Here is a 21,029-nt window from a genome sequence, read left to right as displayed (position 1 = left end):
CCCCTTTAAAAGGTTATCTTTCTTATATTGGGCGGGCGTAAATGATATCTTAGCTTCCGGCTCTGAGATTTAAATCCCCTTCCTTGCCAATATCCTCGGAATGACCAGTTACCGTCGCCTTCAGCATGTTAAAAATATTGACAATCTTATTGGAATTCGAATCCCAATAATGCGCATCTTGAGGAGTTACACGCACTAGCCGGATATTGGGGTCTTCCTTCCCCTTTTTAAACCAGCCTTCCATCATTTTGTTCCAGTAACGATCAATTCTTGCCTGATCCCTGGATAAACTGGCCGTACCATTGACGCTCAAAAAAGTATAATTTTTTGGATCTGCATAAAAGAGCGAGACTCTAGGATCGTTTTCGATATTTTGATGAGTTTCGCTTTCTGCGGAACAAATATACCATATGTCCCCCGCAGGGTCAACCTCCTGTCTACTCATAGGAACACCATGTGGATATACAGACTCCTTGCTAAAAGAACAAATAGTACCTACGTCGATCTGATCGATGATTGTTTTCAGTTTATCCAATGCTTCCTGATTTTTCATATTTTTCTCTGCCATAATATGTCGTTTACTATTGAACAACCACTCCCATCAAATAGTTCGATTAAGTTTGAAACTTGCTACAGGTACATATCCGGTAAAAGATTATATTTCCTGGACAATATTATCGACATCTTACATCAACTTTATGCTATCGCAAACGACTTATATAACAGCGAAATCCACCGTATAAAGTTCATTTCCGTAAATGGATACGTTCGAAGAATCTATTCCATTATAACTTCTATTATCATCGCCTATGTATAATTATTCTTCCTGACATTAAATCAACCATTTGTTTGGGGTAATATGGATAAATTGTAGACATAAACAAATAAAAGATGATTGAAAGAATAGCAACCTATTGGGATGGAAGAGATGATCTTATTAGCACTTCCATAGTTTCCCTCCAACTCGAAGCCGAGTCTTTTTAGGTTACCATCTTTGGAAAAAGAACTTTGGACTCGTTTTGCCAACACAGACCTACAGAATTATTTTTAGCCCTTGCTGTATTATATTTACTAATAAAAATAGTAATTTTACATAAATTACTAAAATATTGATCATGATTGGATTTGACGATAAGTTGAGAATCTTAGCTGATGCGGCAAAATATGATGTCAGCTGTAGCTCCAGTGGGGGAAAACGCAAAAATACCAATGGCATTGGTGATGCATCAGCGAGCGGTATCTGCCATACCTATACCGAGGATGGCCGGTGTGTCTCCCTGCTGAAGATTTTAATGACCAACTATTGTATCTACGATTGCTCATTTTGTGTCAGCAGACGTAGCAATGATGTCCAACGAGCTGCATTTTCAGTTAAGGAAGTCGTCGACCTGACGATGAATTTCTATCGCCGTAATTATATCGAAGGCCTGTTTTTAAGTTCCGGTATTTTTAAATCCGCAGATTATACGATGGAAAGATTGATGCTCGTCGTAAAAAAGCTTCGCACCGAAGAGAGATTTAATGGCTATATTCACTTAAAAGCTATCCCTGGAGCCAGCGAGTCTCTATTGAAGCAGGCCGGCCTATATGTTGACAGGATGAGTGTCAATCTGGAGATCCCTACGGAGGAGGGCTTAAAGCTTGTTGCCCCAGAAAAAGACCATCAATCCGTCCGTGAGCCTTTGGCAATTGTCAAAAATGAAATCCTTAACATTCAACAGCATAAAAATATTGTCAAAAAACTACCGTTGTTTGTCCCTGCAGGCCAAAGTACACAGATGGTCATTGGAGCTACCCCAGAGACAGACCTACAGATTATGCGGACCGCTGATGAATTTTATAAAGATTATAAACTTAAGCGCGTTTACTATTCAGGTTATATACCCATAAACGCGACAGATAGTACGCTTCCGCAAATCGGCACTACACCTCCCCTTGTTCGTGAAAATAGACTTTATCAAACAGATTGGTTATTGCGGTTCTACGGATTCTCCCTTCATGAAATCCTAAATACCAAACATCAACAGCTTGAACTGGATATAGACCCCAAGCTCGCTTGGGCCTTACGTAATCCCCAATTTTTTCCGATCGATATCAATACGGCCGATTACAGCTCAATTATTCGAATTCCCGGAATTGGCAGACAGTCCGCAAACAAAATCGTGCAGGCACGTCAATACGGAAAATTAAAGGAATACCAGTTGCGTAAGCTAGGAATTGCGTTTAACAGAGCCAAATACTTTATGATTTGCGTAGATACCGTCATAAGTGCCGGATTTCATTACCCGGAACAGATTCGAAAAACTCTTATTGGACACCAGACCAGCACCAAATCAAATAGCATTCAAACGCAGTTAACATTATTTTGATGAATTATATTTTCGATGGAAGTTATTATGGCTATCTATGTTGTGTTTTCGAAGCTTTTGAACGAAAAGAATTTGACGCTATTCCAACCACTTCACAGCAGCTGGAAATCAATATCTTTTCACAGAAACGGCAGATCCATACAGATGAACTTAAAGCCTTACGTATCTTGACTGCAATGAATAAGATAATTGGACCGCAAAATGGCAAGATCTTTTATCACAATTTTCTAAGCGATAGTCCCTCCGAATGGATCAACGGCTTTCGGCTAATGGTAGAACTTTTCAGATCCGGAAAAATAAATATGCAGAATTATGGACGACCAGATTTGCTACGCATACATCAGACGGTTAAGAAAGTGAGCCGGGAGAGACACCGGATGAAGGCTTTTATACGATTTGTCAAATCCGACAATGGCTTGTATACAGCTATTGTAGAACCTGATTTTAATGTCATCCCATTAGTAGTTGACTTTTTTAAGAATCGCTTTACTGATCAGCAATGGCTGATCTATGATATACGGCGAAAATACGGATTTTATTACGATTGCCGCCATATAGAGGAGGTATCTAGCTATGGTGAGGATGAAGTTCAGAATCCTTACAGTTTAGAAATAGATCTGGACCCGAAGGAAAAAGAATTCCAGCATCTCTGGAAAACCTATTTTAAAAGCACTACGATCGAATCTCGGCAGAATTTAAAACTTCACTTGAGACATGTTCCCAAGCGATATTGGAAATACTTGACCGAAAAACAATAGGTAATCATCAGCACAGGGCCAATAAATAACACGCTTACTCCCGGCCCTGCTCTGATCACTCTTTCGATCATTTAGATCCGCCGAATAATTTGCTAATAATCCATATAACAATTGCCACGACGACTACGACCAGCAATATACCCGACCAGACACCTGCCTTAAATATACCTTCAATGGCAGCGCAGCTGGAAACAAGGACCAATAAACTCGACATTAAAGCAAAAGGAATTATTTTTTTCATAAGATTATATATTTTACTCATTTAACTAATCTTAAGACAATATATAATCTGAAATTGTTTCAAAAAATGAACTGCTCCTATATTATTTATAAAAGTCCTGATTTCTATTATTACAATTTTAGTTACTATTAATGAGCAAGATAACATCAAAGAAAAAGTTCCCATTTATAACAATCCAGCCTTTAACTATACACTAATCAACTTGTTTTTTGTTCTACTAAAATAACTGGGCACCGGTATCCTGAAATCGGTTAAAGATTTTCAGGAAATTCATCTTTCCACCAGGTAAAGCGCCAATCCTCGCTTTCTTCCACTGTCAACAGACAGGATTCCAATTCAGCCAAATATTCCTCTCTTTTCAAATGCTGCCCAATAAATACCAGCTCATTTTTCCGGTCTTCCCACTCAGGATGCCAGCGCCTCAACAAATCGTTCTTCACTTCAGCATAGATCGGATACTGGCTGCGTGTCGCTTCAGGCATGCTGCACCACCATGCTCCAGCGCTTTCCATCCGCACACTTCCTCCTGCCTGGCTAAAGCTGATCGCGATATCAGGACGAGACGCCATCCAGAGAAGTCCCTTAGCCCGTATGATATTACGCGGGTAGCGCTCATTAAGATAAGTATGTAGACGCTGTGGATGAAAAGGACGTTGGGACCGAAAAACGAACGAAGATATTCCATATTCATCTGTCTCCGGCCTATGCTCAGTTTCAAGCTCACGTATCCAGCCCGCGGAAGCTGACGCCTCCTCAAAGTCAAATGCACCAGTCCCCATAATCGCTTCCGGATTCACCTTTCCAAATTGTGTCCGGATCAACTTAGCTTCAGGATTAAGCTTACCGATAGCGGCCTCCAGAGTGCCTATTGTTTCTTCGGCGACGAGATCCACTTTATTGAGTATGATGACGTTGGCAAATTCGATCTGATCAGTCAAAAGATTGACAATTGCTCTATTGTCATGATCATCGTCCGTCAATTCCCTATCCCGCAAAGTTTCAGCACTTCCAAAGTCCTTCGCAAAATTCAAACAATCGACCACAGTAACCATCGTATCAATATAACTAAATGTAGATAGATCAATATTGTTGTCAGCATCTGCGTAACTGAACGTTTGCGCTACCGGAATTGGCTCCGAGATTCCTGTACTTTCGATCAGAAGATAATCAAATCGTTCTTCCTTTGCTAAACGTTCAACCTCGACCATAAGATCCTCCCGAAGTGTACAACAAATACAGCCATTGCTCATTTCCACAAGCTTTTCCTCCGTCCGGGACAGTACATTTTCCCGTTCTACAGCCTGCGCGTCAATATTGACCTCACTCATATCGTTAACAATGACCGCAACTTTCTGACCATTTTTATTATGTAGAATATGATTCAATAAAGAAGTTTTTCCAGCCCCTAAAAAGCCACTCAATACAGTTACAGGTAGTTTTTTTCTCATTGTGATTGCCATTAAAATTTAATTTTCAATTTTTTCATCCTTTGGACATCGCTTCTCTCCAATTCCCTGCAGCAATACACCTCTTGCTTTTGTCTCGAACAAAATTAAAAACAATATCTATTAAATGCAATATTGTTGCATTAAAAAGCGTGCCTTTTTTATATTTTAATAATTTTACCGAACAGCTAGTTACAGCTTTCTCCCTGAACGAAGTCGTAATTAACCAGATACAGAAACTTAATTACCGATAATAAATAGCACATTATCGACATTTACTTGCAATATCTTGCAGCAATTTCTGATCTAATTATTTATTATTGTACCGAATAACTCACCTAGCTCATTATGATAAAAAGGGAAAAGAATAGACTAGATTTTACATTGTTAAACATCGGATATGCCGAGCATGATGCGGACTGGAATTTTAAAAATATCAAAAGCCCTTTTGCCAGGATACACTATGTCTGCGAAGGAGAAGCACAGATAATTTTACAGAACGAAGTGATTAAAATGCAGCCCGGATATCTATACCTGACACCAGCCCATATCCACCATAGCTATGAATGTAACGGTAAATTCTCGTTGTATTATATCCATATCTATGAAAATCCTAACATTATGTCAAGTATTTTTGACCATTACATATTTCCCAAGGTTATCAAGGCCAATCAACTGTTGGAGGAGCTCATCATTCGCCTACATCAGATCAACCCCGGAAGTGCTTTGTCTATCTATGACCCTCAGCGTTATGAAAACTCAACCGAATTAATGAGAAGCATTGCCTTACAGGTAGCATCCCCATTTGCTCGTGAAGCCGAAAGCCACGCAATAATACAGTTACTGATGAGCCGGTTCTTAGCTGCTGCAAGCGATAAAATACCTCAGGTCGAAAAGCGTCTCACTCGAGTATTGAACTATATCGACGAGCATATCCACCAGTCCATTTCCATTGACCAACTTGCCGATCTGATCTTTCTTTCTAAAGATCATCTTATCCGGCTTTTTAAAAAACACATGAATGACACCCCTGTGAGCTATATGAACCGAAAAAAAATAGAAAAAGCCCAGTTAATGATGCTGGTTGATGATAGCAGCATTCAGGAACTGAGCTTTAGGTTGGGATTTGAAAATATATCTTACTTCAATAGACTATTCAAAAAAGTGACCGGAGAGACACCGACAAGTTACAAACGCAGCGTGGCAACATTAACAAATGAGCCATCTACCCCTGATTAGATTATGCCGGAAACCGCCAATTCATCCCAAAATTCCATTGGAATCACCCGATTCACCATGGCCACATTGTCTTTCACTTTTTCCGCTTTACTCGTGTTCAATGCGACTGCTTTGACACCATCAATTCCGAAACCATAAGCAACACAAGCTTCAGCGGGCTTAACAGCAAATTTTTCGCAAGTTTCCCAAAATTGCTCTCTCCATTTATATAATGTTTCACCAGCCAAAGTTTCCCTATTGACCAACTGATAATTGTAGTAATCACCACCGACCAAAAATCCGCCATTAAATACCGCCGAATTAATCACGGTAATATTTGCGGCCGCTAATTCGGCAATAAATTCCAATAATTCAGCCGGATGATCGTGTAATGTTAGGCTATTGGCGATCATCACCCAATCCAATTCAACATCCTGAGCAATGCGCTGAATGACTTTCCAACTTTTGGATCCTACTCCAACAGCGCGTACCTTGCCTTGATTTTTCAATTCAATTAGCGCACGGTAAGCTTCCAAAATATCCTGATAGCGTTGGTTCTCATCGGCTTTATTCAATGCTTTTGCCAAATATTCATCAGGATCATGTACCGAGACCAATTGTGCTGGATAATCTCCCAGCAATTGATTTCCCTGATAGTAACACGATAAGATCCCAGCGTAACTAATGCGCTGTTCAGCATCATAACGAAGTCCTTTCCATACCCCGGATTCGAAGGTAGGTTCTTCCGTTTCCAAAGGAATGCGATACCAGCCGAGTTTGTTGCTGATCAACACCGTTGACGGATCAACTTTCAGTTGCTTGAGCCCTGCACCTAAGGATTCCAACGACAGGCCCGCGCCATATTTACCTGCCGTATCGAAAACAGCCAAGCCCTCGGCATGCTGAATACAGGCTCGGATAATCGCTAATTTATCTGCAAAAGACATTTCTTTATACAAATTGCCTAAACTACTTGTACCATAAATGACTTTTGGAAGCCATGCAAAAGTCGTTTTCCCGATTCCTTTAGACGTCATTAATTCTCTTTTTAAGAGACCAATTTTACGGAGAATAGTACAATATATTTTATGCTATATCGACTTAAAGTATGCACATATCGACATCATGAAAATACAGTCTCCGATGACGTCATCGTCATTTTTGCTTTCGTCAACGCTAAGACGCCATTCGTCAAAGATTTTTCCGTACTGGCCCAAACATTCGTTTTTTTGCGCATATCAAAACAATAAAAATGAACAGAAAAACAATTTTATCATGCGTTGTACTCTTCGCGATGATGTTAAGCAAAATGGTATTCGCACAGGAACAACCCCGCATTCAGATTGGTATAAAAGGTGGAAGTAGCCTGAACAAACTCAATACGGAACTGGCGGATCTGGACGACAAATACGCCTTGGGCCTTCATCTAGGTGGTATGGCACGTGTCAACTTCGGTAGCGCCTACATTCAAGGGGAGGCCCTCTTCAGCAAACGGAAAGCCGCTCTTAAACCACAGGGACAGACCGAAACCAAACTCAAATGGAATGCGATCGATATTCCCCTGATGGTCGGCTATAAATTCATTCAACAACAGGATATGAACTTACGAATATTTGCGGGTGCGGTATACAATTACACCTTGAATGATAACCTATCTCCGCTTAAAGCCATTAAAGAAGGAGTCAAACATTTCGATAAATCCAATATCCAATTTACAGGCGGCCTTGGTGTAGATATCCAAAAGTTCAGCATCGATCTTCGTTACGAACGCGGATTTTCTGACCTTAGCAATTCATTTAAATCCAAGCCGCAGGCATTTTCCATTGGGGTAGGTTATTTCTTATTCTAACATAACCTTTAACATCAGAACCTTTGGAGGCAATTGTATCGCCTTCAAAGGTTTTTGTTATATATTTGACTATTTTTGTCCCATGTTTCTCAAAAAAAACTACCTCCATCGGCACTTGTTTCTCACACTCTTCTGGCTTGTCCTCTGGTTTGCCCTGTGGATACAGGTGAAGCAGGATATGGATACAGCCAGCGCACTGATCCATAGCTCATTAATCATGATCTGTTCCATCAGTATCTCGCAGTTCCTGAGTGACAATATTTTGCCTAAAGCTATTAAGACACAAAAAATGAAGCCCTTTGTTTTCAAAGCTATCTTTTTCGTCGTTATTTTAGCGCTACTGATCAGTGTGGTGGATGTCTATTTTATTATGCATAGCCAAGTACTACCGGAAGATGAACGAGCCTCACTATTACTTGTTCAATGCTATAAATCTATTCCTTCCTCTTTGCTGATCAATGGCACAGCCTGTGGCATCCGATTCTATCAGGAACATGCCAATATTCAACAGGACCATAGCCAGTTGCAGCAGAACTTTCTGGAAAGCCAGCTCAAATTATTGCAAGACCAGGTCAATCCCCATTTTATGTTCAACGTATTGAATCATATCCATATCCTAATGAAAAAAAATGTAGAGATGGCCGATTATTTACTATTAAAATTTTCTGACATCCTACGTTACCAGCTCTATGAGTGCAACCAGTCATTCGTGCTGTTAAGTCGTGAACTACAATATTTACAGAATTTCATCAGCATTGAACAAATGCGCTGGGGAGATGAACTGGAAGTCAACTGCACTTGGTCACAGTCAACAGAAGATCTCCATATCGTACCGCTGATGTTGATTTGTTTTGTCGAAAATGCCTTCAAACATGTGGACCGGCTTCCAAATCAAAAAGGCAAAATCAACCTTAACTGTATTGAAAAAAATGGTCATTTCCGATTTCAAATCAGCAACAGCTATCAGGTCTATCCACAGCAGGCTTCGACCAGACATTCCGGAATTGGATTGGAAAATGTCAAAAAGAGATTGGAGCTGCAATACGAAAAAAAATATTCCCTGGCGATCAAAAAGCATGAGGACAGCTTTTGTGTCGAATTGACAATTGATCTTAATTGCTAAAAAAATGGAACAAACAAAGATGAGATGTATCATAGTAGACGATGAGCCGTTGTTACGGCAGCATATTGCCGAAATGACTGAGCAAGTTGATTTTTTGGAACTTGTGGATACTTTTCCTTCGGCCCTTGCGGCGGCGTCTAGGTTACAACAGAGTGATATCGACCTTATATTTTTGGATATTAATATGCCTTACCTCAATGGGATTGATTTTTTGGAGTCACTCGACAATCCACCCCTGTGCATTTTTATTACCGCCTATTCGGAGTATGCATTAGAAGGTTTCCGCTTACAGGCAATAGACTATCTTCTAAAACCAATTGTTTTTCAGCGTTTTTTTCAGGCGGCAACCAAAGCCTATCAACAATTTGTGCAACGTACCAAAACATTACAGGATCCCAGTCCCAACGACACCATGCTCTTTGTCCGACAAGGCGACGCCTTCGTCAAAATCTCATGGACCGACATCCTTTATGCCGAAAGTATGCAAAATTACACCAAATTACATTTTAAAGAGCGAACACTTACGATCCATCAGACCATGCTGGCACTAGAAGAGGCTTTGCCTGCTAATCATTTCTTTCGCATTCATAAATCTTACCTAGTCAATGTCAACCATATTGATATCATCTCCGGCGGACGGGTATACATTGCTGAGCGAGATTTGCCCATTTCACGTACAAAAAGAGAGGAGCTTCTCCAAAACGTCGTTTTTAAGAAGCTCCTCAGCCGTTAATAGGGCATATTCCATTTAAATCCAGCGGAGGCATAGAACGTTGGCGAGAAACGGGGATCAGCCTGTTTCTTGTCTTTGAAAATACTCTTTATGGATCTATCGTTTTCAACATACATCCGTGCGAGTGTGCTTCCCCCCGTTAGTTGTAACTTGAGGTTTTTGCCGAGGTTAAACTGGGGCTGAAGACCAGCTGTCAATAGCATAAATCCTCCGAGTGTGGACTTTCCGTCCTTTTCGCGTTCGGCCGTCATCCCGTCCAGATTCACCACCGCTCTCAAATCCATAAACTTGTTGACTTGATAAGCAGCAGAAAGACCTTGGGGAAAATTCACATTGAATTTTACTTTTCCATTTGTCTTCCAGTCGAAATACAATCCAGGTAGGATCATCGGTACACCGAAGCTATTACTCAGTATCGGGCCGAAGCCAAAAGCCAAATTAGGTTTAAATCTTTTAATAAAAAGCGCTCCTCCCTGCCCCAGCACATCTTTACCGTCTACTTTGACCAAATCAGAATAAATACCAACAGATGCAAAGGTCAGCAGAGACCAATTTTTCTTTAAAGACGTCAAATATTGCAGTCCAATCTCGGCATTTAACATTTCGGTCGGAAAGAGAGCTTGCTCATAGTTACGGTTTTCCATTTTCGCGTAGGCAGCCCCCACTTTCCATGACCAGCGTTTGATGTTGCCCATGGAATCCACCTTGGTCGATAAGGGGATCTCCAGATTAAACCGTATCCTTTTGAAATCACTTTTTGAACCAGTCTTTACACTATCTTCCGGTCGGATATAGTTTGACAGTGGGGCGTAATCAACGACAACCTGTCCGGATACTGCATTTTGAGCATGTGCTGTCATTGTCGCTAAGCTACTGAACAGAATGGCACATAAAATTTTTTTCTTCATGTTTTTTCAGCAAAAGAAGGTTTTGCCGCCCGGAAGCTGAAAACATTTTGACGTATTGCTGCTGTCCGTTGACCAAATGCAGCACTGACACGATCTCAAAAAAACAATGGGATTATTCTTTGGTATTTAGAAAACAAAGAGCTAGACGCCCCACTTTATATCTCGTCAAACGGGGTATGGAAAAAGAATGACATCAAAATAAAAAATGAGTGCGAGTGAGTAGATGTTGCATAAAGATTTGCCTTATCGTTATAAAGGTTAATGAAATAATTTTATAAACCTTTTCATTTAGCCATGAAGCACATTTTATTATTAGTGACCGTATTTATTTTTTCAGCATGCTCAAAAGAGAAAGGATATGGCTGGTTTAACTTGAAAGAAGGGCAAGAGGTCGAACTTCTGGTCAGCCACTGTTATGGCTCTATACATGACCAACCTATTACTTTTACCACAAAATGTATCCCCGGAGCTACCACTGTCGGGCTTTAAGGATCGAAAACCGGGGTATAATTATAAAGTTAAAGCAAAGATGGTTCCTTATAAAGGTCCCGTACTAGTGGACGGAGGCCCTTCAGACGTATCGGAACCGCCATCCATCTCAGCTATAGCGATGAAATTGTCGCGAAAAATTAGAAGAGATCTGGCAATATATCAAACTAAATATCCATACTGGCAATGGACCTGTATCTAAATGGAAATCCATCCGGGCGACTGTCAGTCATGATCCATAAAATTTCGGAAAGACCTACCTGGTCTCAAAAATCGAACTGGCGGATTAACCCAACAACTTAAAAAAGGGATTGGAGCAGCAGGCGAATGAGCTAAATTCTAGCCTGCTGCCTAATCTTGAGGTTATGTAAAAGATCTTAATAAAGTCCCTTAATAAACTGGTAGTTCTTTTCAAGACATTCATCGTTATGCCGTAGCGTATTGTCCTTTAGCATCAATAAGTACAGACTAGAAATATGTATACTTTGAAAAACGATAGTCAGTGCAGAAAATATTCCTGTCAGCACCATCACCCACAAAAGAGGCTCTTTGTATTGATACCATGTCCAGGCCGAGGCGATCAATATGGTTATCTCAAAAAGATACATAAAAGACAGATAGCCTCTTGAAACTTGTAACATTCTCATGCTGTTTAATTTACTATTTCCAAAAATATATAGATAACCTGTCCTAAAACCATCATTCAACCAATCTAAATGAAACATTGGAAAATCCATCGCTATTCTTTTTTTCAAAGATCAAACTATATCTCTCCAAAAAGCAGAAATAACAGTTCCGATGCCTTCTGTTTCTATCCGATCTCATTCAATAAAGAGTCAATATATTTTCATTTTCGTAACTCTAGTCCGTTATACGGCAGAAGCGTCTTTTTCATTCGATGAAAAAGACGCTTCTGCCGTCGTTTATGCCTCCTGTTTTTTTCTAAATTCTTCTGGGCTACGCCCCTTCTTGGATTTAAAAAATGTGATGAAATAAGGCACATTTTCAAAACCCAGTTCAAAGGCAATTTCCTTTACCGTTTTGAAGGTATGATACAATAGCCGCTCCGCCTCCATCACGATCCGGTCTCTGATCAGTGCACCACAGCTTGTGGCTCTCTTCTCACGACAAATGCGGTTCAGGTAATTCACTGAAATATTCAATCGCTCCGCATAGAAAGACGGGAATCGCTTATGTTTATAATGTTCATCAACCAAGGTCTCAAATGCAACTATTTTTTCCTCCTTTTCATCCATCTGCACAAAGCCGAAGTTTTTGGTGATCTGACGGCCCAGCATCTGAAGTAAAATATTCAGATAATTGCGCAGCACTTCTCTTGAACCCAAGTTTGCTGTATCATATTCCACCTGCATCAATTCCATTAGATGAATACAACGTTCAATTTCATCACTTGTCAATACAAAGCCATGCATCTGGTTGCATTTTAAAAAGTTAAAATAATGTATCACTTCCGTATTGTACCGCTGCATAAAAAATGTCTCTGTAAATAGGATAGCACATCCTTCAACAGGTACATGATGCTGGAAACTACAGACGCAATTGCAGCTTATGCTGACGATATCATGTCTGCCCATGGCATACATTCTTTTATCTGCCACCATCATCAGGTTTCCGCTCTTTATTGACAGCAAACTGTAGAACGAACGTGCATGCAATGTGTTCTGGTTTCCTTTGACCTGTAAATATTCGGCGACGGGCATAATAACAATCCCATTGGAAGCCGAATCAATATCTTCTAGTCTTAAAAAATCTAGTTTTTCTTTTCGTATTACCATTGTCTTATTCTTTTCTTCAATAAAAAATTTAAAGGGAAATGGTTATACGATAGGGGGTTTAAAAATCTGCATAAAAATACCTTGAGACAATTGATGACCCCTTGATTGCGGATAACGTATTTTTAAAATCAGGCTAAACGGCTGCACCCAACTTACGGCATCGTCGAGTCGTGCAAATAGCAGTATTTCGGCACTTTTCACCTTAACGAGTACATCGCTGAAATCTTTCTGTTGGACTGTTCTTTCGCTGATGTAGCAGAAACCTTTACAGGTCGCTACAGGGCCATAACGATTGATGCATACGTTTTGTTCAATATAATCACGATTGCATTCAAAGCCAATAAATACCCACAGCAGATTTGTTGCCTGTAGGCAAATTGCCCAGGCCATCAATACTCCAAATAGTGCTTTCACTTTGTAGGATTTCATTCGCTTCAATTTATCACTTTGTCACACTATTCCGCTCACGGAGGTATTCCAAAATTGTGCGCGCTTCTTCTTGCTGCAAGCCCAGACTTATCATTGGAGAAGCACACCCTTTACGCAGTGCCCTAGCATCCGGATCTTTGTCAAGCATGGTCGCAGGATCGAGAATTATATTCATGATCCATTCGGGTGTACGGCGTTTGATCCTCCCATATTTATTCTAGTTTTCATTTCGCTCTCTTTTTTAATTTTGTTTAAAACGGTATAAATCAGTTTTCCCAGCCGTATTGCTACAGTAGATCAGACAATTCGATATTCAAGCTTACTGATCCGAAGCAGACAACTGGTCTCCCAATCGCCCTCCAAACATACATCGGGGGGGGGAATAAATGCCACGGAAAACTATGGAAAAGTCATCCCTAAAAGGAAAACACATAGGAATTGCCTCATTGGTATAAAAAGGTAATGGATTTATCCGGCAAATTCCTTAAAAAGAAATTAAACGAGCGGTGGGCGAAAAATAGAAAAGATAGGGCTGTAAGCATATTCTTCGTTCACTTGCGGAAAAGCGCGTGTTGCAGCAGCTTCGTCGTACACCGAAGTTTCGAAGATACAATTCAGGGGATTGTTGATAAAGACAACATCAATAATGCGTGTTTCAAGGTTTTTTTGTTCCTTTTCTTCGTGCTCACGCATCTTTTTCATCAATATACATTGCCCTCTACAGGAAAGGGCTTGTCCGTTAAAGCGGTTGACACATTTATACTTGGCTATATAATCCCTATTGATCTGAAAAACGGTCCATATCCATACAGTTGAGAAGCTTTGTAGGAGCATCAAAGGCAGTAAGATCCATATGAATTGTTTCGCTTTCATGAGTTGACAATGTAGCAAATATAATAATTGTTGCCATTTGAGCTACAATTATTTTAGCATTCGTCCTAAAGGATTGATTTAGGGCTGTCCATGTATTCAAAAGCGACGATCAGGTATCCCATGCTCTTGCTGAAAACCTGTAGACATAATACCATGTTTGGTATAACGGTTCTGCCAGAGGACAAAACCATCGTGATGTTTTGCCGTATTGCCGTATACCATTGATCTGCGTCTAACTCTTTGAGGTCAAATATTGCCGGATCTTCCTTTCCGCGTCCCCAATACATTTCGGTAAATGTATTGGGACCAAAATGGATAAATGCTATAAATTCATCCTTGAGCGCTTGGTATTGCCTATCATTCGGGATTAAATGCACTGCTTTACGAACAATTTCTGCTTTACTGTCTGTCTTTTCGATGACATAGGTATTTTTCAGATCCAGTGCTTTCGAATTGGGATTTTGCGCATATAAATTGTGTAAAAAAACACCTACACAAACAGCGATCATTAGCTTTGTTTTCATTAGGACCTAATTACTATTTCCTTCGGACTTCTATCTGTGATATTTCCCAAAGGATTGGCTTAATCTACCTTCCATTTTCAGAATATATTTTTGATTAGAATTTGACCAGTATCCGGAACACACTTCCTGGATCTTTCACCCAGGCGTTAAGAGCAGCATGTGCCCCGTCAGGAGTGCAGACAGCGGTAATCAGTTGGTCCACTGGGCAGGTTCCTGATTTTAAATAATCCATCACCGCTTCAAAGTCTTTTGGCAATGCGTTCCTTGACCCCATAATATCCAGTTCCTTTTTCACAAAAAACTGTGTATCAAAAGGAATCGGCTCCTTTGCATAGCCAATAAAGACCACCCTTCCAGTAAACGTCACGGCATCAATTGCCGCCAGATAGGTTTCCTGTCTACCGACCGCCTCAATGACGACATCTGCGCCCATGAAGTTGGTCAGCTCATCCAGTCGCTGCTTTAGATCTTCCGCAGCTGTATTGATACTGAATTTTGCGCCAAGACGTCTGGCCAGAGCAAGCTTACTTTCGCTTACGTCTGCAGCGATAACCGAAGCTCCACGTCTGACGGCCCGAATTATTGCCCCTATACCGATCATGCCACATCCCAAGACCAATACTACGTCATTGTCGGTTACCGATGCCCTATCTACGGCATGAAAGCCCACACTCATCGGTTCGACAAGTGCCAGCTCCTTTGCCGACAGGCCGTCTCCGGGGATTACCTTTTCATACGGTACCGCTATATAAGCCGCCATAGCACCATCACGTTGCACACCCATGGTTTCATTGAATTGACAGGCATTGGGTTTATTATTTTTACATGCGGCACAACGTCCGCAATTGGAATATGGATTTACGGTGACCCGCATACCCATTTGAATTTCAGGTGCTACATCCGCTCCTATTTCGACTACCGTCCCCGCAATTTCGTGGCCGGGAATAATGGGCAATCTGACAAGCGGGTTCAGTCCCCGAAAGGTGTTGAGGTCAGATCCACAAAACCCCACATAATCTATTTTGAGCAACACATGCCCCACCCGCAAATCAGGTCGTGGCAACTCAACGCTTTGTACAAGACCTTCTTTTATAATTTTTATCGCTTTCATTCCCTTGATGGATATTTTGTTTTTTTAAGTCAGATATTATTGATTCATGCTTTTTAGGTATCTCCCTACTTTGCGACGACACAGGCGTGGCAACCAAAAGTACATAAAATGCCTTCTTTTTCTATTGGTTCGTTTTATCTAACTAGCAAAATTAGAAGTAATCTCTTTGAATAAAAACCACTTTATCGACCAAAACTTTCACAAAATCGACAATATCTTCCTAAAGCTTTATCAGCCTAAAATGAGAACTTAAAAGACGACTCAATTTTATCGTGAAGAATAATTTTTTACATGATTTTAAGCATTTATTACATGGCCTACTGGATTTATATCCCGTCTTTTGATTAAGGTGTCAAATCATTAATCAGCTTGGAGTTCACATCGCTGGACGCTCCATTAAAATATCTTAGAATCCATGAGGCCAGTTTATGCTAAAGCGCTTGAAAATTATAAGCACCGTATTTTTGAAATCCGAAAAGAGAATCAATTTTCCGGAGCATATCATTTTCATAATGAATGCCAATTGACTCACATTATTGAAGGGAATGGCAGCAGATACATAGGAAATCAATTCGATGATTTTGAAGCTGACGAGCTAACATTTATTGGACCGGGCCTTCCTCACGTTTGGTACCATGAAAAAAAACTGGGTATAAACAGCCCAGTCCCCGAATCCTTATCTCTATTTTTCCATCCCGATGCTATCAGCTCACTGTGCTCGTCGTTATTCGACAATACAGCTCTCAAGACATTCTTAGCCAGATCTAAGCAAGGGATGTTATTGTATGGCAATACAAAAAGTAAACTAAAAAAGTTGCTCCGAAAAATGCTTGTGGCATCCGACATTCAAAAAACAGCCTGTTTATTTGAGTCCTTAGCAATTCTTCTTGATACAGATGAGTATACTTTGCTACACAGTGAACCCTATCTTATTAGTCCTTTAAAGAATTATGGTGAGGCCATTGATAATGTTTACGATTACGTTTTTAAAAACTTCGAAAAGAACATTTCGTTAGAAGAAGCGGCTAGGTTAGCTAACTTGACAAAACCCGCATTCTGCCGGTTTTTTAAAGCACGTACAAAAAAAACCTTTTCGCAGTTCGTAAATGAAGTCCGTATACAAGAAGCCTGCAGACTTTTGGGCCAAGACGAAAACCAGATCACCCATATTGCTTATGCCTGTGGATTCAATTCTTTACCCAACTTTAATAAATTTTTTAAATCCATCAAAGGCACTACGCCATCCGACTATAAAAGTAGATTATTCATATAACAAAGGGATTTCGCTAGATTCAGATCATGAGCTTTTTCTACTCGCATGCGAGATTCTTAAACCAGAAGATCTTCCCACTATCAGGATAAGTCTCCAGTTCCGCTTTCCTTAAGCCCTCTTAAGCGGTACTGGTAAACAGAGCCATCCTTGTAGGCCCACCAAAACAACAAGAAGTCACATAGGGGACATTTACAAAAACAGGATTAATATACAGTCAAGGTACATCTCCGAAAAGAAGAACCCCTCAAATGAACTAACAATAAAGTTGTCATTTATAGCTAGAGAGATCCTGCTTATTTCGATAGTTTTTAGTATTTTGTATCCTAAATTTGGTTAAACCTATCTAACACTATGAAGAACCCTTTAGGCATCAAGGATATCGCCCGGATGCTCCAAATTTCGGTATCAACGGTTTCACGGGCTTTTCGGGATACACATGATGTCAACCCTGAAACCCGAAAAAAGGTACTGGCACTTGCCAAGAAACTGAATTTTAAACCCAACAAAAATGCGTCGGCGCTTGCTTCCGGTTCAACAAAAAATATTGGCGTGATTATCCCCTTTATCACCAATTACTATTTTTCCATGGTGATTTCAGGTATCCAGGAGGAAGCCTATGAACGTGACTATAATGTCATACTGTATGTGACGAACGATAATGTAGCGCGTGAGCAAACGCTCCTGGAAAATCTTTCGACAAGCAGTTTAGATGGGCTTCTGATTTCGATCTCTTCCGACTCATCGACCAATGCGCATTTCGAGCAGCTCATGGCCAAAGGAATGCCCATCGTGTTCTTCGACCGGGTACCCCGCGATATCCACGCTTCAAAAGTTGTTCAGGATGATTTCGACGGTGCCATGCAGGCCACCGAATACCTGATCCAGCAGGGCTACCGTCGTATTGCCCACATTGCCGGTCCCGAAAGTTTGCAGTTTACCCAGCAGCGCCTAAGCGGCTACCTTCGGGCATTGGAGCAACATGATATGCCCGTAGATAAACAGCTCATTGTATTCTCCGGCTTCTCACAGGCACATGGTGCTGCAGATACGCAGCAACTGCTTGCTCTTCCTGATCCTCCGGACGCCATCTTCGCTGCCAATGACCGCAAAGCTGTAGGTGCTATCCTGACCATCAAACAGCGGGGACTTTGGGTGGGCCGGGACATTGGTGTCATCGGATTCACAAACGATCCCATCGCCGTTGTAGTCGAGCCAAATTTAAGCACCATCGAAGAACCTGCCATGGAGATCGGCCGAAGAAGCTGTGCGCTGCTGATCCGTCATATCAAAAATCGGGATTTTGAAGTTCAGGACATCATACTGCCCGGAAAGCTGATCCAAAGGGATTCGACTAGACGGACGAGTGGCTAGTCTTTATTTGCTATACCGCAGTTCACCTCCGATCAGGCTGTGCTGGATATTGATATGATCATCAAAAAGCACGATATCCGCATCCATGCCTACTGCTATCGATCCGATCTGATGATCTAGTCCAAGCAGGCGCGCCGGATTGACCGTCATCATTTTTACTGCCTCTGACAGGCTCACGCCCCCCTGATTAATCATCGTCCGGAGCAGGCGGTCTGCCGTAGCCACACTGCCCGCAAAGGAAGAGCGGTCAAGCAATTTAGCTACCCCTTCCTCCACAATCACTTCGGTCCCTCTACGCAGGCTTCCGAGCACACTTTTCCCTTCGGGCATGCCTGCGGCACGCATTGCGTCGGTAATCAGGATCATTTTGTCCGTGCCCTTCACTTTATGGATCAGCCGCAGGAAAGGTTCAGGCAAATGGACCCCATCGGCAATAATCTCTACGTCGATCTGGTCGAGAAGAAAACAACTTTCAATGGCTCCGGCATAACGGTGGGCATTGCGGCGCGTCATACCGGACATCCCCGAATAAAAGTGCGTGGCCAGACGATAGCCCACCTCCACTGCAGGCAGGATCTCTTCATATACCGCATCGGTATGTGCCAGGGCCAGCAGAATGCCATACTTGCGTACGGCACGTCCAAAGTCCAGCGCGCCGGGCAATTCCGGTGCGGCACTCCAACGGCTGATAATCGGGTGATAACGCTCGAGGATGGGCAAATATTCCTTCGGATCAGGATTGCGGATGTATTTTGGATCCTGTGCCCCACGTTGGTTCATCGCAAAATACGGACCCTCTAAATGCAGGCCCAGAAAACGGCTACCAAAAGTGTTTCGCCCGCGTGCCAGCTCATAAACCGAAAAAAGCTCCAGCAGTTCTTCAGGTTCACTGGTCAAGGTTGTGGGCAGCATGGCGGTGGTACCATGGCGCAGATGTGTTTCGGCAACCGTCAGAAATGCCGGCACGGTATTGTCCATAAAATCTGCACCGCCACCGCCATGTACATGAATATCGATAAATCCCGGTGCCAGATAAAAGCCTTGCGCATCCATCCATTCAGCAGTCGACCAGGCAGCATCGACTGCTTCTCTGGCTACATAGCCCGCCTTAATGGCTACTATTTTCCCATCGGCAATCCATAGTGTTCCGCCCGCAATCACGTGGTCAGGCATGATAATATTGGCATTCGTAATGATCCGCATATTAAGTTGTTATTTTCTTTTGTCCGGTCCATCGCTGGATCCGGTGTCCTTTAAAGGCATAAAATACCAGATATAAAAAACAGGGTGTCAGTATCCAATAGGCCGATTTAGGATCAATGGCATCCGCCAGTACCCCATAGAGCAGCGGTAGTAGCGCATTCCCGCAGAGCCCCATGATCAATAGGGCTGACCCCTGCTTGGCCAGTGGGCCAAGCCCCTCCAGTGCCAACGGCCAGATACCTGCCCAGATCAGTGCATTCGGAAACCCGATCAGCACAATAAACCAGATGGAGATATCCAGGTCCATTTGAAAGAGCACCACATGCCCCTGTGTCGTCACCACCAAGATAGACAAAATCAGTCCAAAAACCGTACAGAAACGCAGCATTGTCCGCTGACTAAAAACCTTGGGGATCAGTACAATTCCGGACAGATAGCCCAGTATTGTTGCTGTCAATGTGTAAGAGGGCAGCGCTTTGGCTTCCAGCAGCGATAGCCCCATCACACCAGCATAGTTTATGATCGTATCAATTGCAATGACCTGGGTGCCGACATGCAGAAATATGGCCACAGCCCCCAAGATCAGGTGCGGATATTGTAAAACACTTTTGTTGCCACCCTTATTATTTTCCGCTGTCCCCTGCTGTTGGTCGAGTTCAGGAAGGATAGAGAATTTGACCAGTACTCCGATCAGAAACAAGATGATACCAACCACGGTGTAAGGGCCGACAACACGTAATATCAATTCATCCAGAGCCAGGGTACGTGCAGCATCCGCCATATGGGGCAACTGCTTAAAGAGCTCATTGTCCTGGGGCCGCAGAATGACATAGGAAAAGAGTAAGGGGGCCAGTATTCCGGCGCCCTTATTGCAGATACCCATGATACTGATGCGTTGCGCCGCCCGCTCCTTTTCGCCGATCAGCGTAATATAAAGATTGGCCACTGTCTGTAGCAGCGCCAGACCACTTCCCAAGGTGAATAGCCCCAGCAAAAAGATCGGATAGGCCCGGTTATAAGCCGCGGGAACAAATAAAAACGCCCCCAGGGCCATAATCCAGAAGCCCACCATAATTCCGTTCTTGTAGCCTATTTTTTTTAGCAGATAAGAGGATGGCATCGACATCAGCAGATAGGAAATATAAAATGCAAAAGCAACGAGGTATGACTGGAAATTACTCAGTTCACAGGCGATTTTAAAATACGGAATAAGGATGGCATTGATCCAGGATACAAATCCAAAGATAAAAAACATCGTTCCTATGATGCCTATGGATACCCAAGTGGTTTTCCGATCGGGTGCTGGTGCTGTCATA

The 21,029-nt window shown here is 42.0% G+C and carries 23 protein-coding genes; 9 read left to right on the top strand and 14 right to left on the bottom strand.

Translation table 11 applies throughout. The features are described 5' to 3' along the window. Positions 1-49 precede the first annotated feature (49 nt). Positions 50-568: a pyridoxamine 5'-phosphate oxidase family protein gene (locus tag ABTV71_RS08655; RefSeq protein ID WP_121126014.1), complete on the bottom strand. Its 519-nt coding sequence runs from the start codon at positions 566-568 to the stop codon at positions 50-52. Between the two features lie 547 nt (positions 569-1,115). On the opposite strand from ABTV71_RS08655, the gene ABTV71_RS08650 reads away from it, so the two are divergent. Together ABTV71_RS08650 and ABTV71_RS08645 are read left to right on the top strand one after the other, a co-directional pair. Further along, entirely contained in the window at positions 1,116-2,369 is a 1,254-nt protein-coding gene (locus ABTV71_RS08650; RefSeq protein WP_121126015.1) for a putative DNA modification/repair radical SAM protein, read from the top strand. Next, a complete protein-coding gene (locus tag ABTV71_RS08645; protein ID WP_433902927.1) occupies positions 2,369-3,127 on the top strand; it encodes a TIGR03915 family putative DNA repair protein in 759 nt (252 codons plus the stop codon). The genes ABTV71_RS08650 and ABTV71_RS08645 overlap by 1 nt, the downstream gene beginning before the upstream one ends. Before the next feature lie 67 nt (positions 3,128-3,194). On the opposite strand, the gene ABTV71_RS08640 is transcribed toward ABTV71_RS08645, so the two are convergent. Beyond that, on the bottom strand, positions 3,195-3,368 hold the full coding sequence (locus ABTV71_RS08640; protein ID WP_183078780.1) for a hypothetical protein: 174 nt from the start codon (positions 3,366-3,368) through the stop codon (positions 3,195-3,197). A gap of 251 nt (positions 3,369-3,619) precedes the next feature. After that, positions 3,620-4,816 (bottom strand): GTP-binding protein, encoded by a 1,197-nt coding sequence (locus ABTV71_RS08635; protein WP_433902926.1) that lies wholly within the window; start codon positions 4,814-4,816, stop codon positions 3,620-3,622. A 345-nt stretch (positions 4,817-5,161) separates the two neighbouring features. Between ABTV71_RS08635 and ABTV71_RS08630 the strand changes: the two genes are divergently transcribed. Next, positions 5,162-6,052 carry a helix-turn-helix domain-containing protein gene (locus ABTV71_RS08630; protein ID WP_433902925.1) on the top strand — a complete coding sequence of 297 codons (891 nt, stop codon included), beginning with the start codon at positions 5,162-5,164 and terminating at the stop codon, positions 6,050-6,052. Here the strand turns inward: ABTV71_RS08630 and ABTV71_RS08625 are convergent. Next, entirely contained in the window at positions 6,049-7,068 is a 1,020-nt protein-coding gene (locus ABTV71_RS08625; protein WP_433902924.1) for an aldo/keto reductase, read from the bottom strand. The two genes, ABTV71_RS08630 and ABTV71_RS08625, sit on opposite strands and share 4 nt — an antisense overlap. A 215-nt stretch (positions 7,069-7,283) precedes the next feature. On the opposite strand from ABTV71_RS08625, the gene ABTV71_RS08620 reads away from it, so the two are divergent. From ABTV71_RS08620 to ABTV71_RS08610, 3 genes are all read left to right on the top strand, one after another. Beyond that, positions 7,284-7,880 carry a porin family protein gene (locus ABTV71_RS08620; RefSeq protein WP_121126020.1) on the top strand — a complete coding sequence of 199 codons (597 nt, stop codon included), beginning with the start codon at positions 7,284-7,286 and terminating at the stop codon, positions 7,878-7,880. Between the two features lie 82 nt (positions 7,881-7,962). After that, entirely contained in the window at positions 7,963-9,003 is a 1,041-nt protein-coding gene (locus tag ABTV71_RS08615; protein ID WP_183078781.1) for a sensor histidine kinase, read from the top strand. Between the two features lie 19 nt (positions 9,004-9,022). After that, positions 9,023-9,736, top strand: coding sequence for a LytR/AlgR family response regulator transcription factor (locus ABTV71_RS08610; RefSeq protein WP_433902923.1), 714 nt, complete (start codon positions 9,023-9,025; stop codon positions 9,734-9,736). Here the strand turns inward: ABTV71_RS08610 and ABTV71_RS08605 are convergent. Continuing rightward, positions 9,733-10,644: a DUF6268 family outer membrane beta-barrel protein gene (locus ABTV71_RS08605; RefSeq protein ID WP_121126022.1), complete on the bottom strand. Its 912-nt coding sequence runs from the start codon at positions 10,642-10,644 to the stop codon at positions 9,733-9,735. The two genes, ABTV71_RS08610 and ABTV71_RS08605, sit on opposite strands and share 4 nt — an antisense overlap. A gap of 294 nt (positions 10,645-10,938) precedes the next feature. Between ABTV71_RS08605 and ABTV71_RS08600 the strand changes: the two genes are divergently transcribed. Beyond that, positions 10,939-11,133, top strand: coding sequence for a hypothetical protein (locus ABTV71_RS08600; RefSeq protein ID WP_433902922.1), 195 nt, complete (start codon positions 10,939-10,941; stop codon positions 11,131-11,133). A gap of 377 nt (positions 11,134-11,510) precedes the next feature. Here the strand turns inward: ABTV71_RS08600 and ABTV71_RS08595 are convergent, their stop codons facing one another. The 7 genes from ABTV71_RS08595 to ABTV71_RS08565 all read right to left on the bottom strand — a co-directional run bounded on the left by ABTV71_RS08595 (position 11,511) and on the right by ABTV71_RS08565 (position 15,866). After that, complete coding sequence (locus tag ABTV71_RS08595; protein WP_433902921.1) at positions 11,511-11,870, bottom strand: hypothetical protein; 360 nt, start codon at positions 11,868-11,870, stop codon at positions 11,511-11,513. A 186-nt stretch (positions 11,871-12,056) separates the two neighbouring features. After that, positions 12,057-12,929, bottom strand: coding sequence for a helix-turn-helix domain-containing protein (locus ABTV71_RS08590; RefSeq protein ID WP_433902920.1), 873 nt, complete (start codon positions 12,927-12,929; stop codon positions 12,057-12,059). 42 nt (positions 12,930-12,971) lie between these two features. Beyond that, positions 12,972-13,358: a hypothetical protein gene (locus ABTV71_RS08585; RefSeq protein WP_433902919.1), complete on the bottom strand. Its 387-nt coding sequence runs from the start codon at positions 13,356-13,358 to the stop codon at positions 12,972-12,974. Positions 13,359-13,371: 13 nt separating this feature from the next. Beyond that, the gene (locus tag ABTV71_RS08580) at positions 13,372-13,533 is read right to left on the bottom strand and encodes a hypothetical protein (protein ID WP_433902918.1); all 162 of its coding nucleotides are present in this window, start codon (positions 13,531-13,533) and stop codon (positions 13,372-13,374) included. A gap of 320 nt (positions 13,534-13,853) precedes the next feature. Next, positions 13,854-14,231 carry a hypothetical protein gene (locus tag ABTV71_RS08575; RefSeq protein ID WP_433902917.1) on the bottom strand — a complete coding sequence of 126 codons (378 nt, stop codon included), beginning with the start codon at positions 14,229-14,231 and terminating at the stop codon, positions 13,854-13,856. A 65-nt stretch (positions 14,232-14,296) separates the two neighbouring features. Further along, entirely contained in the window at positions 14,297-14,755 is a 459-nt protein-coding gene (locus ABTV71_RS08570; RefSeq protein ID WP_433902916.1) for a hypothetical protein, read from the bottom strand. Positions 14,756-14,849: 94 nt separating this feature from the next. Continuing rightward, on the bottom strand, positions 14,850-15,866 hold the full coding sequence (locus tag ABTV71_RS08565) for a zinc-binding alcohol dehydrogenase family protein (protein WP_121126028.1): 1,017 nt from the start codon (positions 15,864-15,866) through the stop codon (positions 14,850-14,852). Between the two features lie 415 nt (positions 15,867-16,281). Between ABTV71_RS08565 and ABTV71_RS08560 the strand changes: the two genes are divergently transcribed. Together ABTV71_RS08560 and ABTV71_RS08555 are read left to right on the top strand one after the other, a co-directional pair. Further along, complete coding sequence (locus tag ABTV71_RS08560) at positions 16,282-17,139, top strand: AraC family transcriptional regulator (RefSeq protein ID WP_121126029.1); 858 nt, start codon at positions 16,282-16,284, stop codon at positions 17,137-17,139. Positions 17,140-17,490: 351 nt separating this feature from the next. Continuing rightward, positions 17,491-18,510, top strand: a complete 1,020-nt coding sequence (locus ABTV71_RS08555) for a LacI family DNA-binding transcriptional regulator (protein WP_433902915.1) — start codon at positions 17,491-17,493, stop codon at positions 18,508-18,510. 3 nt (positions 18,511-18,513) lie between these two features. Here ABTV71_RS08555 and nagA read toward each other — a convergent pair whose 3' ends face one another. Then, the gene (gene nagA / locus ABTV71_RS08550; RefSeq protein WP_433902914.1) at positions 18,514-19,713 is read right to left on the bottom strand and encodes an N-acetylglucosamine-6-phosphate deacetylase; all 1,200 of its coding nucleotides are present in this window, start codon (positions 19,711-19,713) and stop codon (positions 18,514-18,516) included. 1 nt (position 19,714) lies between these two features. Continuing rightward, positions 19,715-21,028: a sugar MFS transporter gene (locus tag ABTV71_RS08545; protein WP_433902913.1), complete on the bottom strand. Its 1,314-nt coding sequence runs from the start codon at positions 21,026-21,028 to the stop codon at positions 19,715-19,717. Position 21,029 lies beyond the last annotated feature (1 nt).

The sequence above is a fragment of the Sphingobacterium puteale genome, from assembly GCF_050986225.1.
GTDB classification, from domain to species: domain Bacteria; phylum Bacteroidota; class Bacteroidia; order Sphingobacteriales; family Sphingobacteriaceae; genus Sphingobacterium; species Sphingobacterium puteale.
The sequence above is the reverse complement of the archived record's forward strand: the minus strand, read 5'-3'. Positions and strand labels throughout refer to the sequence as shown.

Excerpts from the sequence above, each read along its gene's own strand:
- ABTV71_RS08605 (WP_121126022.1), bottom strand. The coding sequence starts at position 10,644 with ATGAAGAAAAAAATTTTATGTGCCATTCTGTTCAGTAGCTTAGCGACA.
- ABTV71_RS08575 (WP_433902917.1), bottom strand. The coding sequence starts at position 14,231 with ATGAAAGCGAAACAATTCATATGGATCTTACTGCCTTTGATGCTCCTA.
- ABTV71_RS08590 (WP_433902920.1), bottom strand. The coding sequence starts at position 12,929 with ATGGTAATACGAAAAGAAAAACTAGATTTTTTAAGACTAGAAGATATT.
- ABTV71_RS08570 (WP_433902916.1), bottom strand. The coding sequence starts at position 14,755 with ATGAAAACAAAGCTAATGATCGCTGTTTGTGTAGGTGTTTTTTTACAC.
- nagA (WP_433902914.1), bottom strand. The coding sequence starts at position 19,713 with ATGCGGATCATTACGAATGCCAATATTATCATGCCTGACCACGTGATT.
- ABTV71_RS08610 (WP_433902923.1), top strand. The coding sequence starts at position 9,023 with ATGAGATGTATCATAGTAGACGATGAGCCGTTGTTACGGCAGCATATT.
- ABTV71_RS08625 (WP_433902924.1), bottom strand. The coding sequence starts at position 7,068 with ATGACGTCTAAAGGAATCGGGAAAACGACTTTTGCATGGCTTCCAAAA.
- ABTV71_RS08630 (WP_433902925.1), top strand. The coding sequence starts at position 5,162 with ATGATAAAAAGGGAAAAGAATAGACTAGATTTTACATTGTTAAACATC.
- ABTV71_RS08620 (WP_121126020.1), top strand. The coding sequence starts at position 7,284 with ATGAACAGAAAAACAATTTTATCATGCGTTGTACTCTTCGCGATGATG.
- ABTV71_RS08585 (WP_433902919.1), bottom strand. The coding sequence starts at position 13,358 with ATGAAATCCTACAAAGTGAAAGCACTATTTGGAGTATTGATGGCCTGG.
- ABTV71_RS08635 (WP_433902926.1), bottom strand. The coding sequence starts at position 4,816 with ATGAGAAAAAAACTACCTGTAACTGTATTGAGTGGCTTTTTAGGGGCT.
- ABTV71_RS08580 (WP_433902918.1), bottom strand. The coding sequence starts at position 13,533 with ATGAATATAATTCTCGATCCTGCGACCATGCTTGACAAAGATCCGGAT.
- ABTV71_RS08645 (WP_433902927.1), top strand. The coding sequence starts at position 2,369 with ATGAATTATATTTTCGATGGAAGTTATTATGGCTATCTATGTTGTGTT.
- ABTV71_RS08565 (WP_121126028.1), bottom strand. The coding sequence starts at position 15,866 with ATGAAAGCGATAAAAATTATAAAAGAAGGTCTTGTACAAAGCGTTGAG.
- ABTV71_RS08595 (WP_433902921.1), bottom strand. The coding sequence starts at position 11,870 with ATGGATTTTCCAATGTTTCATTTAGATTGGTTGAATGATGGTTTTAGG.
- ABTV71_RS08545 (WP_433902913.1), bottom strand. The coding sequence starts at position 21,028 with ATGACAGCACCAGCACCCGATCGGAAAACCACTTGGGTATCCATAGGC.
- ABTV71_RS08615 (WP_183078781.1), top strand. The coding sequence starts at position 7,963 with ATGTTTCTCAAAAAAAACTACCTCCATCGGCACTTGTTTCTCACACTC.
- ABTV71_RS08650 (WP_121126015.1), top strand. The coding sequence starts at position 1,116 with ATGATTGGATTTGACGATAAGTTGAGAATCTTAGCTGATGCGGCAAAA.
- ABTV71_RS08600 (WP_433902922.1), top strand. The coding sequence starts at position 10,939 with ATGAAGCACATTTTATTATTAGTGACCGTATTTATTTTTTCAGCATGC.
- ABTV71_RS08640 (WP_183078780.1), bottom strand. The coding sequence starts at position 3,368 with ATGAAAAAAATAATTCCTTTTGCTTTAATGTCGAGTTTATTGGTCCTT.
- ABTV71_RS08555 (WP_433902915.1), top strand. The coding sequence starts at position 17,491 with ATGAAGAACCCTTTAGGCATCAAGGATATCGCCCGGATGCTCCAAATT.
- ABTV71_RS08560 (WP_121126029.1), top strand. The coding sequence starts at position 16,282 with ATGAGGCCAGTTTATGCTAAAGCGCTTGAAAATTATAAGCACCGTATT.
- ABTV71_RS08655 (WP_121126014.1), bottom strand. The coding sequence starts at position 568 with ATGGCAGAGAAAAATATGAAAAATCAGGAAGCATTGGATAAACTGAAA.